We start from the raw sequence: 14,858 nt of genomic DNA, 5'->3' as shown, positions 1-14,858 counted from the left end.
TTCGGTGTCGTGTCTGACAATCGGAACGTTCACTGGCGTCGTGAGTACAAGCCTGTTGTGGTCACGGCAGGTGCGATACTTTTACGCACCTGATTCGTCTGGAACGATGTGATGGACACGGGAGCCGACCGGCCCGAGGTAGACGAGGGTGCGGTCGTCGAGCAGATCGACGACGGCGTGTTGCTCCACGACCCGGAGACGGGGTACATCGTGGACGCCAACCGCGCCGCCGTCGACATCTACGGCTACCCGGTTCCGGACCTGTGCGGGATGCGGGTCGCGGAACTGTCGGCCCCCGACCCGACGTACGACGACGCCCGCGCTCGTACACTGATCGAGGCCGCCGCCGGCGGCGACCCACAGCGGTTCGACTGGCGGATCGAACGACCCGACGGGGAGCGCCGCTGGGTGAACGTCACACTGCGTCCCGCGACGGTCGACGGTGTCGACGTCGTCGTCGCGGTCGTCAGAGACGTGACGACCCACAAGCGTCACGAGCGACTGTTCCGGGAGCTACAGAGCGCGGCGGCCGCGCTGACGGGTGCCTCGTCCGTCGCCGAAATCTACTCGCTCGTCGCAGGTGCGGCGGTCGAGGCGTTCGGGGCGACGTGTGTCGTCTGCTACCGATACGACCGCGCCTCCGGTGAACTCTCCCCGACCGCGCTGGCACCGGGCGACGACGACCCCGAGGACCTCCCGCCGATCACGGACACCGACAGTGTCGTCTGGCGCTCCTTCGCCGAGGGGCTCCCCCGCCACCGGGCGGCGGCCCTCGGGCCGGAACGGAGCGTCGGGCCTGACGACCCCGCCGTCGACGAGACACTGCTCCTCCCGGTCGGCAGCCACGGGGTCCTGTTGCTCGAGTTCGGTCGCCGACCCGCGGCCACCGAGACGGCGAGCGACACGGACGGTCGAGGAGCGCCGGCGACCGACGCGACCGGTGCAACCGACGCGACCGACGCGACCGGGACGACCTCTGCCGACGGTCGAAACGGCACAGGTACCCCACGGGTCGCTCGGGTCGAACCAGAGAGCGAGCGCGGTGTCGAGTTCGCCAGCCTCCTCGCGTTGCTCGCCGAGGTCACACTGGACCGGGCGGTCCAGGAGCGCGCACTCGCGGAACGCGAGCGACGACTCGCACGCAGAGACGAGAGATTGGACGCGCTCGGCCACGCGGTCGAACTGCTCGGTGTGGTGGTCGACGCGGTGGTCTCGACGCCGACCGTGGCACGGATGGAACAGGCCGTCTGCGACGACGTGACGACCGTCGAACCGGTCGCGTTCGCGTGGATCGGCGAGACGGACAGGGACCGAACTGTCGTCCCGCGACGCTGCACAGACGGCGACGCCGAGGGTGCAGACTGGCTCGACGACGAACCGGACCACAGCCCCAGTGGCGTTCATCCGGCGCGTGCAGCCGTCGAGACTGGCGAGATTCAGCACGTCGGCAGTCTCGTCGAGGACTGTGACGACGAGGACTGGGCGCGGCGAGCGCTCGCTCGCGGCTATCAGTCCACCTGTGCCATCCCGCTCTGCTACCGAAACGCCAGCTACGGCGTGTTGAAACTGTACGCCACGACGCCGGGTGCCTTCGAAGCCATCGAGGAGTCGCTGTCCCTCCTCGGTTCGCTGGTCGCGTTCGCCCGGAGTGCGGGGATCAGACGCCGAGCGCTCACGGGGGACCGGCGAACCGAACTCACGCTCCGCCTCACCGGCGCACCCGACTTCGCGTTGCGCGTGGCGACACGCCTCGACTGTCGCGTCGAACTGGTCGACGGCTGGACCACGGACGGCGACACCGCCGACCTCACCCTGCGACTCCCGACGTCGGTCGCCGAGGACGCACTCGCGCTCGCAGAGCGAACCGCGACGATCCGAGCCGCCGAGACCGTCGACGCCGACGGGGGCGACTACACGACGGCGGTCCGACTCCGACAGGACGGCGCGTGGCTCGGGACGATGCTCGCCGATCACGGCGGCCGACTGGAGGCACTCACCGCGACACCGGAGGCCGCACGCGTCGAGGCGACCGTCCCGTCGGGCGTCGACCCGAGCACCGTCGTGGACGCACTCGACGGACGGTACGGGACGGTCGAACTCCAGCGCCAACTCAGCGACGAACGAGGCGAGTGGAGCGACGGACTCGCCGATCTGCTCACCGACCGCCAGCGCGAGGTGCTGGAGACGGCAGTCGCGCACGGCTACTTCGCGTCACCGCGCGAGACCGACGCGGAGACGGTCGCCGGTCACCTCGGTATCAGCCAACCGACGTTCAGCGAACACCTCAGAACTGCCGAACGACGGCTGTTCACGGCACTGTTCGGCGACGACGACTGACGGCCTTTGTGTATCGGGTGACCGAACCGCCGACCCACTTCGTATAGGCAGACGGCTTCTGTACGACACTTTCGTAGACGGCGATGTGTATCGAGTCCGACCGAACGACTGCCGAGGAGCGCGAGCGTCGGCGTCCGGTCCCGTGCCGTCTCCGCCGATCTCTCACCACGTGTGGTCTGCGTGGCCGCCGTCGGCGGGGTGGTCGGCGTGACGACTCGCCGAGGGATACTGGCGAGTGTCGGGGCCGTCCTCGGCGTCGGCGGGGGTGCCGTGGCGGCACTCGGTTCGGACCTCGACGGACTCGACGCTGCCGGGGCGATCCGGGTCGGGACGGACCTCGACGCCGGCGTGACGCCGGGCGACGACGCCACGTTGATCGAACCCGGTACCGACGGTGCCGTCCCCGTCGGCGCGGTCGTGTGGTTGGGTGCCCCCGTCGACGACTCGTCCGGTACGCGACCCGACCCGTCTGCGGTGACGCTCACGAACACGACCGACGAGTCGAAGACGGTCCGGGTCGGCTACCGACTCGCAGACCGCAGTTGGATCGGCAGCGTCGACGCCGGTTCCCGACTCGCCCTGCACGTCGTCTCGTCGACGGGTGACCGACTCGGGACGCTCCGGGTTCCGGGGACCGACGACCCGGCGACGCAGTTCACGCTCGGGCCGGGTGCGACGGCGTACGCCAGTCTCCGCATCGACACGACCGGGAACGGCGCTCGGCCGGGCGACGACCTCTCCGGGACACTCGGCGTCCAGGCGGTGCCTGCCGGCGTCCGAGCGGAGAACTGATTCTCACGGCCGGTCTGACGATCAGCCACCCGGGACCGACCGTTGAAGTACGAAGCCGGGACCACCCTCGCCGTGACCTGACGAACTGTTCACCTCACAGCGGTCGGTAGCCCCAACAGCGCCGAGCAGGTTTGCGACCGATTCTCTCGAACGCAGACTACGCCCGCGACCGGACGTACCAGACGCCGAAGACGGCAAGCAGCATCAGCGTCCCGCCGAGGAAGAAGACCAGTCCCGGTGGGAGCGTGGCGGCCGTCTCGGCCGCGATGCGTGTCGATTCGGTGGTCGTCTGCACGTCGGCGGTGCCGGCGCTGCCGGTCTGTGCGCCGAACCACGGGCCGTCGGCCAGCAGGTACTGGACGAGCAGACTGACCCCGGCGAGGATACCGAAGCCGCCGATCAGTCGGCTGAGCGCGGTCTTCAGTCCGGTCGACTCCTCCTCGCGCCCGGCGAACACGACCAGCGGTCGGTCCGTCGGCGCGTACACCTTCATCTCGCGGCCCTTCTCCGAGTAGACCGTGTCGATGACGCGGACCACGTTCGCGGACTCCAGTTTTCCGAGGTGGTACTGGACGTTCTGGAGCGAGGTGTCGAGTCGCTCCGCGAGCGAGGAGGGTGTGTCGGGGTCCTCGTGGAGCGCACTGAGGAGTTTCCGGGCGGTGTTCGAGGAGAGCGCCGACAGCAGGTCGTCCGCGTCGTCGCTGTCGACGCCGATCACCCGAGGTTCGGCCTCGTCGGCAGCCGAGGTGTCGGGCTGGGAGGGCAACAGGTCGGCCATACCCCTCCTATCGCTGGCGAGGACACAAACTTGTTGCTTCCAGTCGCCCGGGTGACAGGTGGTGTGGCGCTCGGAGACGCACTACTCCTCGGGCGTCCCGACGACGAGCACCACGAGGTCGTTGACGTTCGTCCCGGTCGGCCCGGTGTGGACGAGTGCGCCACGCGCACCGAGGTAGCCGTGGCTGTCGTCGTCGGCCAGCGCATCGCGTGCGTGTCCGAGGCCCGGCCTGTCGCTCTCGTCGCCGCCGACCGTCGTCTGATCGACGAGCGCGCCGGCGGCGTCGGTACTCCCGTCTCTGCCGTCGGTGTCCACGCTCCCGAGTGCCACCGGCGTCTCGCCGCCGACGGCCGGCCAGTCGACGAACTCGACTGCGGCCGACAGCGCGAGTTCCCCGTTCGGGCCGCCAACGCCCGACCCGGTGACGGTGACGGTCGTCTCGCCGCCGGCCACCAGCACCGCAGGCGGCGACACCGGGTTTCCAGTGGCGGCGACCTCCTCCGCGATGCCGGTGAGGGTCTGCCCGACGACGCTGGCCTCGCCGCGTAGCCGACCCGTCAGGAGACACGTCTCCACCCCCGAACCCGGTCCGGTGGCTTCGGCGGCCTCCCGTGCCGCCGACAGCGCGGTGTGGCCGTTCGCCAGTACGACCGTTCGAACGTCGTCGAAGACCGGATCGCCCGGCTTCGGTGTCTCCTCGCCCCCGCCGTCTGCACCCCGCCGGAGTCGGTCACGAACCGCCGCCGGTGCGTCGATCCCGTAGCGATCGAGCACGTCGTGTGCGTCCCGGAACGTCGACGGATCGGGCGCGGTCGGCCCGCTGGCGATGGTCGCGAGATCGTCGCCGACGACGTCGCTGATCGCCAGTCCGAGCACCGTCGCGGGACTGGCCCGCCGAGCCAGGTGTCCACCCTTGATCGCCGAGCAGTGTTTCCGGACCGCGTTGATCTCCCGGATGTCGGCACCGGAGGCGAGCAGTGCGTCGGTCGTCTGCCGGAGGTCGGCGAGTGTGAGTCCCGGTGCCGGGGCCGTGAGGAGGGCACTCCCGCCGCCGGTCAGCAGGACGACGAACAGGTCGTCGGCGGTCGCCTCGTCGGCCAGTTCGAGGACCGCCTCGGTCGACCGGACGCCGCGCTCGCTCGGTGTCGGGTGGTCGCCCGGCAGGACGCGGACGGGGCCGATCGCGGCGGCGTCCGCTCCGCCTCGGCTCTCCCCCTTCTCGGCAGACCCGGCGTCTGTCGTCACCACCACCCCCTCGTCGATCCGGTCGCCGAGTCGATCGAGCAGTCCGTGCGCCAGTCCGCCGACCGCCTTCCCGCCGCCGCCGACCAGCACGCGGTCGAACGCGGACAGGTCGTACCCGGCGGTCGACTCACCGGTAGTCGTCGGCGCTCCACCCTCGCCGCCGGTCGGCACGAGGAGGTCGTCGCCGTCGAGCGTGAGTCGCTCGGCGGCGGCCCGTCGGGGGTCGGCTGCCGCGATACCGGCGTCGAGACACCGGCGGGTCAGGTCACGGACACCCGCGACTGTCGAGAGATCGGCGGCGGCGACCGAGTCGGTCTCGTCTGTCTGCACGTCCGCCACGACGACGGGCGGCGACAAAAGACTGTGCCGGGGTCGGCGAGCGGTCGCTCCCGAGTGACGGCCGGTGATCGGCCCGTGTCGTGCTTCCGACAACGATAACAGCGCCCGCCCAGTAGCAGGGGCCAATGAGTGAACAGGTGGCGACCGCTGGCGACGACCCCGGCGAGGGGAGCGTCCGCGTCGTCGGCACCGCACACGTCTCTGCCGACTCCGTCGAGGAGGTAGAGCGTGTCATCGACGAGGAGCGACCGGACGTGGTCGCAGTCGAGTTGGACGAGGGGCGCTACCGCCAGATGCAGGGCGAGACCCCGGACGACATCGAACCGGGCGACCTCCTGCGCGGCAACACCGTCTTCCAGTTCATCGCCTACTGGATGCTCTCGTACGTCCAGACGCAGATGGGCGAGAAGTTCGACATCCAGCCGGGTGCCGACATGCTCGCCGCCTGCGAGACCGCCGAGGAGTTCGGCATCGACGTGGCCTTGGTCGATCGGGACATCCAGAACACGATCCAGCGCTTCTGGGCGCGGATGTCGCTCCGCGAGAAACTCCACATGGTCGGTGGCCTCGCCTTCGGCGTCACCGACTCGCGGGTCGTCGGTCTCACGGCCGGCCTGATCGTCGGCCTGATCGCCGGCCCGATCATCGGCCTGCTCGGCGAGTCCGTCTTCGGCATCGGGCTACCGATCATGACCCGTCTCACCGGTGGGCTGCTGCTCGCGGTCGTCGGGAGCTACGTCCTCGACGCCGTCGCCCAGCAGTTCGTCGACGCCGACCGGAGCCTGCTGTACGGCATCGGCGGCGGTCTCGCGGTCGGCATCGTCGGCGGCGTCGGTCTCGGACTGGCCGACCCACTCGTCTCCGCCGTGTTGGGCGACTTCGCGGTGCGCATCGTCGGGAGCATGACGCTGGGCGTCTCGCTGGGCGTCTTGGTCGGCGCGGTCGCCGGCATCGCAATCGACGTACTGGGACTCGACGCCGGTGCCGAGGAGGAGTACGAGGAGTTCGACATGGCAGAGTTGACCGACACCGACGTCGTCTCGATGATGATGGAGGAGTTCCGGCAGTTCAGCCCCGGCGGCGCGGAGGCGCTGATCGACGAGCGTGACGCCTACATCGCGCACAACCTCGTCGACCTGCGAGCACAGGGGAAGCACGTCGTCGCCATCGTCGGTGCGGGTCACCGCGAGGGGATCGAACGCTACCTCGCCGAGCCAGAGACACTCCCGCCGATGGAGTCGCTGACCGGTACGGCCGAGTCGACCGGCTTCCCGTGGGGGAAGCTGCTCGCCGGAGCCATCTCGGTCGGCTTCGTCGCCTTCTTCGTCCTGCTGGCGATGGCCGGGGTGCGGAACGACTTCCTCCTTCGACTCTTTGCGGCGTGGTTCGTCGTCAACGGGGTCTTCGCGTTCGGCCTGGCGAAACTGGCGGGCGCGCGCTGGTCGTCCTCGCTCGTCGGCGGTCTCGTGGCGTGGATGACGTCGGTGAACCCCTTGCTCGCGCCGGGTTGGTTCACGGGCTACGTCGAACTCCGCCACACGCCGGTCAACGTCTCCGACATCTCGACGCTGAACAGACTGCTGTCCGACGAGGAGAAGCCACTGACCGACCTCGTCGGCGAGATGTTCGACGTCCCGCTGTTCCGTCTCATCATGATCGTCGCGGCGACGAACATCGGGAGCATCGTCGCCAGTCTGCTGTTCGTCACCTACGTCCTCCCGCTGTTCGGACAGGAACTGGGCGGGTTAGACGGCGTGAGTCGGCTGATGATAGACGGGGCGCGCAACAGCGCCGACCTCATCTGGGGGGCCCTGACGTGAGCCTCGGCAGCGGTCGCCTCCAGTTCAGCAGCGACGAGATCCGGGATCTACTGGTCGCGTGGGCCGCCCTCGGCCTCGCCTTCGCCATCTTCTTCGAGGGTGGCGGGACGCGGTTCGTCGCGGCCCTCTCGGGCGGCACCGCAGTCGTCCTGATCGTCGTCAGTCTCCTCACCGCGGGTGTGGGCTTCCTGCTCCACGAACTCGGTCACAAGGTGACGGCGGTGCGGTACGGCCAGATCGCGGAGTTCCGGGCCGACTACGGGATGCTGTTTCTCGCCGTCGTCTCGGCGACGATCGGGTTCCTCTTCGCCGCCCCCGGCGCGGTCCACCACCAGGGCAGATTGACCGAGCGTCAGCACGGACTGATCGCGCTGGCCGGCCCGGTCGTGAACCTCGTTCTCTCCGTGATCTTCTTCCCGCTCTGGATCGTCGGCATCGTCGCCGGTCTCGACCTGTTGACGCTGATCGGCGGACGCGGACTGGCGATCAACCTCTTCCTCGCGGGGTTCAACATGATCCCGTTCGGCCCGCTCGACGGGAAGACGGTGCTGTCGTGGAGCAAGCCGGTGTTCGCGGTGACGTTCGTCGTCTCGGTCGGTCTCGCCGTCCTCGTCGTCTTCGTCTTCGGGATCGGCTTCTGAGGCGCGGGATCGACTTCTGACCGTTGCGTCGAACCGCGGTCGTCACGGGCTGTCTGTCGGATGCTGTCGCTTCGAGCATTGTCGCTCTCGACCGCGGACGGCGACGAATACGGTCGCTCTCGGGGTGACGACCAGCGGTGACGTAGAGTGCCACGGTGGAGGGCCGGTGGTAGTTCGGTCACGGTCGACGCGCGACCGTGGTGTGGTCACGCGACGTGACGGGCGGGACGACTCCCTCGGGCGATCAGTCGCTCCTGTGGTTGTGGCCGACCACCAGCGCGAGCAGGTGGAGACCGAGGAGACCGACGAACACGGTCAGTTCGTTCGCCTCCAGTCCCTGCCACAGCAGGGGCAGGTAGAGGAACGGCAACGCGACGGCGGCCCAGAAGCCGACGAAGCGGATGGGGGCGGCGGCAGTTCGGAGGGCGGTCGCTCTGATCGATTCGACGGGGGCGTCGAACGAGGGGAGGTAGTCAGCGGGGGTCGACGATGCACCAGACATCTTGCTTCTGCCTACGACAGGGAGGGTTATCAAGGGGGGCGAGCGTTAGGTTCGATTCGGACGCTTCACACCCCCGGCGAGACGGGTAAAGGTCGTTTTACGACGCGACGAGAAACCCCGAGAACGTTTAGAAAGCCGTCTAACGCTTCCCAGCCGAATCGTGCTACTCGGTCGCAAGAACTGTCACAGAAACTGGAGGAACCGAAAGGCTGTCGGGCCGAGTCCGTCGTGTCGCCGCGACCTCACTCCGGTCGGCGGACGCCGACCTGCGCGGTCGGTGTCGCGGGGTCGCCGGCCCGGTCGGTGAAGGCGAGGTCGGCACCGACGAGGTTCCCGGCGGCGTCGCGCCGCCAGTCGATCGTCCAGTCGGCCGGTGTCTCGGTCTGCACGTCGAGGATCGGTTTCCGCGCGTAGGGCCGGTCGAACCTGATCGTCGCGGTGCCGTCGGACTCCAGTACGTCGATTTCTCGGACTGGGTCGGGTGCCGGACTGTTGCCCAGCAGTCGACTCGTCGGTCCGCGCAGGTCCCACGCCCGTCGGTCGCTCTCTCCCGACTCGGGCGGCGGGTCGCGGTCGCCCGAACCACCGGACCCGCCGGCCCCGGACCCCCCCGAGGGGCCGGACGCAGACCCACCAGCGCTCCCTCGCCGAACACGGTTGCCGAGGAAGACGTTCCCGTCGGCGTCCCCCGCCTCGCTGATCCCGAACGCCGCGTTCTGGCTGACGACGTTGCCGGCGACCACGCAGTCGGAGCCGTCGATCCGAATCTCGGCGGTGCCCCGCGAGGCACGACCCGACCCCGCCACCCGGTTCGTCGCCACCACCGCGTCCCCGGCCGCGCCGAGGTGGATGCCGTCGCCGCCGGCGTCCCGGACCGCGTTGTTGCCGACGACCGCGTTGCCGACTGCGGCCTCGATGCCGACGCGGCCCGGCGACTCGACGACGTTGCCGGTGATCGTCCCCCAGTCCGTCTCCGCGCGAATCCCGTCCCGCCGGGGCGAGAGAATCGTATTCCCGGTGACGGTGAAGTCCGATCCGGTCCCCTCCAGTTCGATACCGTGGAGCGAGTAGTCCGCGAGAGTGTTGCCCGCGACGGTGAACGCCGAGACGTTGCCCGAGACGTAGATGCCCGACCGCGGTTCGCCGAAGTCGGCCTGTCGCCCGCTGTTACCGACGATAGCGACGTTTCGGACTGCCTCTTCGATGCCGAGGTAGACCGTCCGGCGGTGGGTGCCCGCGGCGACGTTGCCGACGATCGCGTAGTTGCCCGCGCCCGGTCGCTGGGGTGCACCCTGTGACGCGCCGATGATCGATCCCGTGGAGTTGTCCCGGCCGACGTTGTTGACGACGCCGACGTTCCGGGCGTAGTACTTCGGCCCGTCCGGGTGGCGCACGTCGAGCGAGATGGCGCGGTCGAAGCCGTTCGTCAGGCGGTTGCCGGCAACGCGGATCGCGGAACCGGCGACCTGGATCGACCGGTCGCCGATGTCGTCCGTGTAGTTGCCGACGAGACTCACGTCGGTCGCCTGTCGCCGGACGGTGAACCCAGAGCCGCCGGAGTCGTGTTCGTGGTAGGGGTGCGTGCGCGTGGCGAAACAGTCCCGGATCGTCACCTGCGAGGCGTGTTCGACGAGGAACGCGTGACAGCGCTTCACGGTATCGTCCATCGTCCGCTCGTTGCCGTCGAAGCCGACGCCCTCGATCAGCACGTTCTCGACCCGGTTCTGGGGATTCGGCCCGACGTGAAAGCCGCCGACGTTCGCGCCGTCGGCCGGCCGGATCAGTGTGTCCCTCCGGGACTCGCCGATCACGGTCACGTCGCTCGCGTCGACTGTCAGCCACCGCGAGGGCCGGTAGACGCCCGAGGCGATCCGGATCGTGTCGCCGCGTTCGAGGTTCCGGAACGCCCGTTCGAGTTCGGCCGTGGTCCGGACGACTCGGTCCGCGATGCCTCGAATCCGCCCGGCGTCGAGGAAGGGTCCCCTGAATCCCTGCGCGCGCCAGCGCTCGCCGTCGTAGACGAACTCGCCGCCGGTGTCGACCGCGAAGTACCGGAAGCCGACCGACTCCGACTCGGGTCTGGCGGCGGCGGGACCGACGCCGTAGGTGTCGGCGATCACCGGTTCCGCGAGTGCGTCCGGCGGGTCCTGTCGGGCCGCCTCACAGCCAGCGAGTCCGGCGGTCGCGGCACTCGCACCCGCGAGTTTCAGATACGCTCGTCTGGAGAGTCCGCTCGGCGCGTCGGGGTCGGACCTCATGGCCGTCACGTCGCGGTGAATCGTGTTAACTGCTCGCACTGTTCGGTGGTGAGTGACGGCTCACGGTCGGTGGCGTCGCTGGCCACACGCTCGGGACACGGGTAGAAACGGCGAGGACCGAGTCGTGGAAAGGTGGCCGTGGAGATCACGGCACTGCACGGCCCAAGGGATGGGGTGCGGTCGTGTGACCGCTGGCGGGGACAGACCGCGACGACTGTATGCTGGGTATGGCAGGCCGTCGCGGCTGTGGCACTCGGCCTCTCGTCCCCGTCCCTAGGAAAGTGAAGGTGGGTTATATGTTTTCTGCTGGTTATGGTTCCTGCCGGAACTTCGTCACGTCTGCGGCGGGGGGAGCGCTGAGCGCCTCGCCGGGTCGGCCGGCCGGTCACCTGATACGTCTGACCACGAGTCCGATCCCGACGAGCGGAACCGAGGCCACCAGCACGTACGGGAGCGCGTAGGCGACCCCGACGACCAGCGCCCGGAGCACGACGCCGACGCCGGCCACGGACTCGAGGAACGCGGCGACGACGCCGGTGTCGTACCACTGCGTCTGCTCGGGCGGTTCGTAGTCGGGACGCGGTTCCCGGAGTTCGACCGTGATCGTCGAGTAGGCGACGCGTTCTTCGAGACTTCGGAGCTTCGCCTCGGTGCGTTCGATCTCACCCTGCACGTCCGAGAGGCGTTCGCCGACCGCCAGCACCTCCTCGGTTCCGTTGGCGCGGTCGTACAGCGTCCGGAGGCGGTCGCGCTCGGCTTTCAGGTTCTCCAGTCGCGCACGCAGGTCGACGACCTGCTCGGTCACGTCCTGCGTGGACTGGGTCGAGTCCAGCACGTCGCCCTCGGTCTCGGCGTCGGAGAACATCGCGGAGAAGTTCTCGGAGGGCACCCGGAGGACGACACGACCGGTCGTCCACGTCCGGTTCTCCTCGCCGTTGACCTGCTGTGTGGCGTCGCTGACGAAGCCACCCTGCGCGCGGACCGACCGCGTCAGATTTCGCCGGGCGCTCGCGTAGTCGTCGACGCGGAGCGTGACCGTGCCGGTCCGGATGAGGATGCGGTTCGACGCCAGCGAGTCGACGTTCGTGACGCTGCCGTCGCCGGTGTCGCGTTCTGCCGCAGAGTCACCCGCAGTCGATTGGTCGTAGTTCGCGTCGTCGCTCGCGGCGGTCGCTTCGAGATTACTCCCGCCGCCACTGGCCTGCCGTGCGCTGTCACTGCCGCCGCCGGCACCGGAACAGCCGGCAGTGACGAGCAGGAGAGCCAGCGCGAGGACGCCGAGGTGTTTCCGTGAGAGTCGCATAGCCGTCGCTTCGACGGAGACAGGTAAAGGAATTGGCAAGAGTCAAAGAGCCGTTTGAGTCATCCCGCGCGCTGTGTCGCCGTTTCTGGCCCACCCGTCGCGCTCGGTCGTCTCGGCTCAGGTCGCGTCGCTGTCTGCGTACTCGGCGTACTCCTCGGGGGTGTACGTCTTGATCTCCAGTGCGTGGATGTCGGTCGTCATGTGGTCGTCCAGCGCGTCGTACACCATCTGGTGTTGCTGGACGAGCGACTTCCCCTCGAAGGCCGGCGAGACGACGACCGCCGCGAAGTGGGCGTCTTCGTGGTCTTGATCCGGACTACGCGGCCGGGACAGCGTCGCCTCGGCGTCCGGAATCGACTCCTCGACGAGTCGCTCGATCTCGGTAGGGTCCATACCGACAGGAGCGTGGCCCACGAGCAAAAAGTGGTCGGAGTCGGCCACACGCGCTGTCGCCGCGATCACACCGTGTTCGACTGTACCGCCTCCGACGACGCGGCCTCCGACTGCACCCTTGCCGCTCTGTCGACCGTCGGAGCTTTGCCGGTCCCGCACCCACGCGAGTCCGTGTCCGATACCGAACTCGTCCGGGACTACCTCCACCGCGACCACGCCGACCTGCTGGCGACCGTCGAGCAGTGTGCCGACGCGGTCGCGGCGGGGTGGGGAGGCGAGACCACGAGCGACCGGTCGGCGGTCGTCCCGCCCCTGGAAGCGGCACTTCGCCGGTCGGGCGTCACCGACAGACTCCCGGCGGTGCTGGCCGGTGCGGTGTCGGCGATCGGCGGCCAGTTACAGGCGCGGCCGGTCGCGGGGCCGCCCTACGTGGTCGTCACGAGCGTCGGACCGGTGCTCCGGGCGACACTCGCGGACCGGCGACTGGTCGTGACCTTCGGGGTGTTCACGGTTCGGCGCGAGGGAGACGGCCCGCGCTACGCTCGGCGGTCGGCCCCGGACGCGGACCTCGTCGACGTGGCGTTCCGCTGACGCGCGTCGTGGCATTCTTCTGACTATCGGCGGGCGAGAGTCGAGACGCCTCCGGCCAGTTCAGTCGTCGTCTCTGCGCGCGAGTCCCGCGAGGTGGCCGGCCTCGTGGACGACGATCTCCTCGGCACCGAGGGTGGCGGCGTTCTCACTCCCCGGCAGACAGAACACCGGAACGCCGTCGGCGATACCGGCGACCGCCCGCGTGCCGACGACCTTCGTTCCGATCTCGTCGTAAGAGAGACGGCGGAACAGTTCGCCGAACCCCGGGAGTCGCTTCTCGAACAGCGGTCGGACCGCCTCGACGGTCACGTCGTCGGGTGTCACGCCGGTCCCGCCGGTCGTGACGACGGTGTCTACGTCCTCGCGCCCGACGAGGTGGTCGACGGTTCCCTGCACGCCGTCGAAGCTGTCGCCGATCAGATCGCGGGTGACGACCTCGTGGCCCTCGGTTTCCACCGCCGACTGGATCGCGTCGCCGGCCGGGTCGTCGTCCAGCGACCGCGACGAGGAGACCGTGACGACCGCGACCCCGAGTGTCTCCACGTCGTGGTGGTGGTGATCGTGGTCGTGGTCGTGGTCGTGGTCGTGGTCGTGATCGTGGTCGTGTTCGTGACCGTGACCGTGGTCGTGATCGTCGCGGTTGCCACCGTGGCCTTGATCGCCGTGGCTGTCACTGTGGCTGTGATCGTCGCCGTGCTCCTGTTCTCGTCCGTGATCGTGACCCTGCTGGTGGCTGTCCTCGTCTACCTCGTCGTCCCCGGGACTCGCGTCTGCGTGGTCGGCCATACCTCGGCTTCGGCCGCCCGCCACAAAACTCCCGCCGACCACGGATCGACCGACACTGCCGGTCTGTCGGGTGCTCCCCGGCCGCAGGCTGTGGCTCGGTACCACGCCGCGAAACCGGACGACGCGGACGAATTAACTCGATTCCGAAAGAGAGTAAACTTATGTGGCTCCGGGTACAGGCATCGGGTATGCGCCCCGACGCAGCGGTTCGGCAGATGGAGTACGTCATCGCAGCAGAACTCGACAGCGGCGAGTGGGGTCACTGGGACGAACAACTGTACGGTGACGCCTTCGACACGCTCGCCGAGGAAGGATCGTCCGAGCAGATGACAGACCTCATCGCACGCCTCCGTGCGGACGTGACCGCCGGTTCACGCCCCGGTCCCGAGGAAGTCGAGCGACACACGCGCCACGTCCTCGACGGTCGCCCGCTGACCGACGGCGGCGAGAAGTGACGCGGTCGGCTCGCTGACGACTCCTTTTGTCCGATTCTGACGCGACCCAGCTACGCCACCGCCGTTCGAGACGCTACGGTCCAACGGTCGCGCCGAACGCGGCGGCCCGGGTGACACCGACTCGACGGCGTAGTCCGTCCGGAGGCAGGAAGCCATCGATCACCCCCGCGAGCCACGGCCGCGCGGTGAACGTGACCGAATCGACTGAACCGACGTCCGATTCTGCTGTTTCGACTCGTCGCTCGTCGGTGCAGACGAAGGGCCGGGTCCCACCGTAGCACGGCAGAGGACTGACGGTCCTTCGGCCCCTGGTGACCGTATGGCTCCGACCGACAGCAGTGACGGTGAGTCAGCGACCGAGGAGACGCTCGCTGCGCAGGTGGACCGACTGGAGTCGGAGGTCGCCGACCTCCGGGAGACGGTACAGGCGCAGGACCGGACGATCCAGTTTCTCGCCGGGGACGCCGACCTCGATCCAGTGGAGGCATCCTGTCCCGAGTGTGAGCACACGCCGCTTCGACGCGAGAGCGGCGTGACGTGGAAGCAACTGGTCTGTGACGGCTGCGGCCAGCGGTGGTATCTCTGAGGCGACGACTCGCCAGACTTAGGCGGCCGGAC

14 protein-coding genes are annotated in these 14,858 nt (G+C 69.0%); 7 read left to right on the top strand and 7 right to left on the bottom strand.

The features are described from left to right. The first annotated feature begins 111 nt into the window (after positions 1-111). Both LI337_RS05845 and LI337_RS05840 read left to right on the top strand, forming a co-directional pair. On the top strand, positions 112-2,337 hold the full coding sequence (locus tag LI337_RS05845) for a bacterio-opsin activator domain-containing protein (protein ID WP_227228825.1): 2,226 nt from the start codon (positions 112-114) through the stop codon (positions 2,335-2,337). Between the two features lie 180 nt (positions 2,338-2,517). Next, positions 2,518-3,129 carry a hypothetical protein gene (locus LI337_RS05840; RefSeq protein ID WP_227228824.1) on the top strand — a complete coding sequence of 204 codons (612 nt, stop codon included), beginning with the start codon at positions 2,518-2,520 and terminating at the stop codon, positions 3,127-3,129. A 157-nt stretch (positions 3,130-3,286) separates the two neighbouring features. On the opposite strand, the gene LI337_RS05835 is transcribed toward LI337_RS05840, so the two are convergent. Together LI337_RS05835 and LI337_RS05830 are read right to left on the bottom strand one after the other, a co-directional pair. Beyond that, entirely contained in the window at positions 3,287-3,907 is a 621-nt protein-coding gene (locus tag LI337_RS05835) for an ArsR/SmtB family transcription factor (RefSeq protein WP_227228823.1), read from the bottom strand. An 81-nt stretch (positions 3,908-3,988) separates the two neighbouring features. Then, positions 3,989-5,482, bottom strand: coding sequence for a glycerate kinase type-2 family protein (locus LI337_RS05830; RefSeq protein ID WP_227228822.1), 1,494 nt, complete (start codon positions 5,480-5,482; stop codon positions 3,989-3,991). A gap of 134 nt (positions 5,483-5,616) precedes the next feature. On the opposite strand from LI337_RS05830, the gene LI337_RS05825 reads away from it, so the two are divergent. Beyond that, the gene (locus LI337_RS05825) at positions 5,617-7,311 is read left to right on the top strand and encodes a TraB/GumN family protein (protein ID WP_227228821.1); all 1,695 of its coding nucleotides are present in this window, start codon (positions 5,617-5,619) and stop codon (positions 7,309-7,311) included. Continuing rightward, positions 7,308-7,952, top strand: a complete 645-nt coding sequence (locus LI337_RS05820) for a metalloprotease (RefSeq protein WP_227228820.1) — start codon at positions 7,308-7,310, stop codon at positions 7,950-7,952. The genes LI337_RS05825 and LI337_RS05820 overlap by 4 nt, the downstream gene beginning before the upstream one ends. Positions 7,953-8,196: 244 nt before the next feature. Here the strand turns inward: LI337_RS05820 and LI337_RS05815 are convergent, their stop codons facing one another. The 4 genes from LI337_RS05815 to LI337_RS05800 all read right to left on the bottom strand — a co-directional run bounded on the left by LI337_RS05815 (position 8,197) and on the right by LI337_RS05800 (position 12,408). After that, positions 8,197-8,454, bottom strand: a complete 258-nt coding sequence (locus LI337_RS05815; RefSeq protein ID WP_227228819.1) for a DUF8028 family protein — start codon at positions 8,452-8,454, stop codon at positions 8,197-8,199. A gap of 242 nt (positions 8,455-8,696) precedes the next feature. Next, entirely contained in the window at positions 8,697-10,712 is a 2,016-nt protein-coding gene (locus tag LI337_RS05810) for a right-handed parallel beta-helix repeat-containing protein (protein WP_227228818.1), read from the bottom strand. A gap of 385 nt (positions 10,713-11,097) precedes the next feature. Then, the gene (locus LI337_RS05805) at positions 11,098-12,015 is read right to left on the bottom strand and encodes a DUF4349 domain-containing protein (protein WP_227228817.1); all 918 of its coding nucleotides are present in this window, start codon (positions 12,013-12,015) and stop codon (positions 11,098-11,100) included. Positions 12,016-12,132: 117 nt separating this feature from the next. After that, complete coding sequence (locus tag LI337_RS05800; RefSeq protein WP_227228815.1) at positions 12,133-12,408, bottom strand: BolA family protein; 276 nt, start codon at positions 12,406-12,408, stop codon at positions 12,133-12,135. 171 nt (positions 12,409-12,579) lie between these two features. On the opposite strand from LI337_RS05800, the gene LI337_RS05795 reads away from it, so the two are divergent. Continuing rightward, positions 12,580-12,999, top strand: coding sequence for a DUF7988 family protein (locus LI337_RS05795; RefSeq protein ID WP_227228814.1), 420 nt, complete (start codon positions 12,580-12,582; stop codon positions 12,997-12,999). A 60-nt stretch (positions 13,000-13,059) separates the two neighbouring features. On the opposite strand, the gene LI337_RS05790 is transcribed toward LI337_RS05795, so the two are convergent. Next, the gene (locus LI337_RS05790; protein ID WP_227228813.1) at positions 13,060-13,785 is read right to left on the bottom strand and encodes a MogA/MoaB family molybdenum cofactor biosynthesis protein; all 726 of its coding nucleotides are present in this window, start codon (positions 13,783-13,785) and stop codon (positions 13,060-13,062) included. 188 nt (positions 13,786-13,973) lie between these two features. Between LI337_RS05790 and LI337_RS05785 the strand changes: the two genes are divergently transcribed. Beyond that, entirely contained in the window at positions 13,974-14,240 is a 267-nt protein-coding gene (locus tag LI337_RS05785; RefSeq protein WP_227228811.1) for a hypothetical protein, read from the top strand. A 319-nt stretch (positions 14,241-14,559) separates the two neighbouring features. Beyond that, on the top strand, positions 14,560-14,826 hold the full coding sequence (locus tag LI337_RS05780) for a hypothetical protein (RefSeq protein WP_227228810.1): 267 nt from the start codon (positions 14,560-14,562) through the stop codon (positions 14,824-14,826). The last annotated feature ends 32 nt before the right edge of the window (positions 14,827-14,858 follow it).

Origin of the sequence: Salinirubrum litoreum (genome assembly GCF_020567425.1) — an archaeon.
GTDB classification, from domain to species: Archaea; Halobacteriota; Halobacteria; order Halobacteriales; family Haloferacaceae; genus Salinirubrum; species Salinirubrum litoreum.
This window is presented reverse-complemented; position numbering and strand designations above follow the sequence as displayed.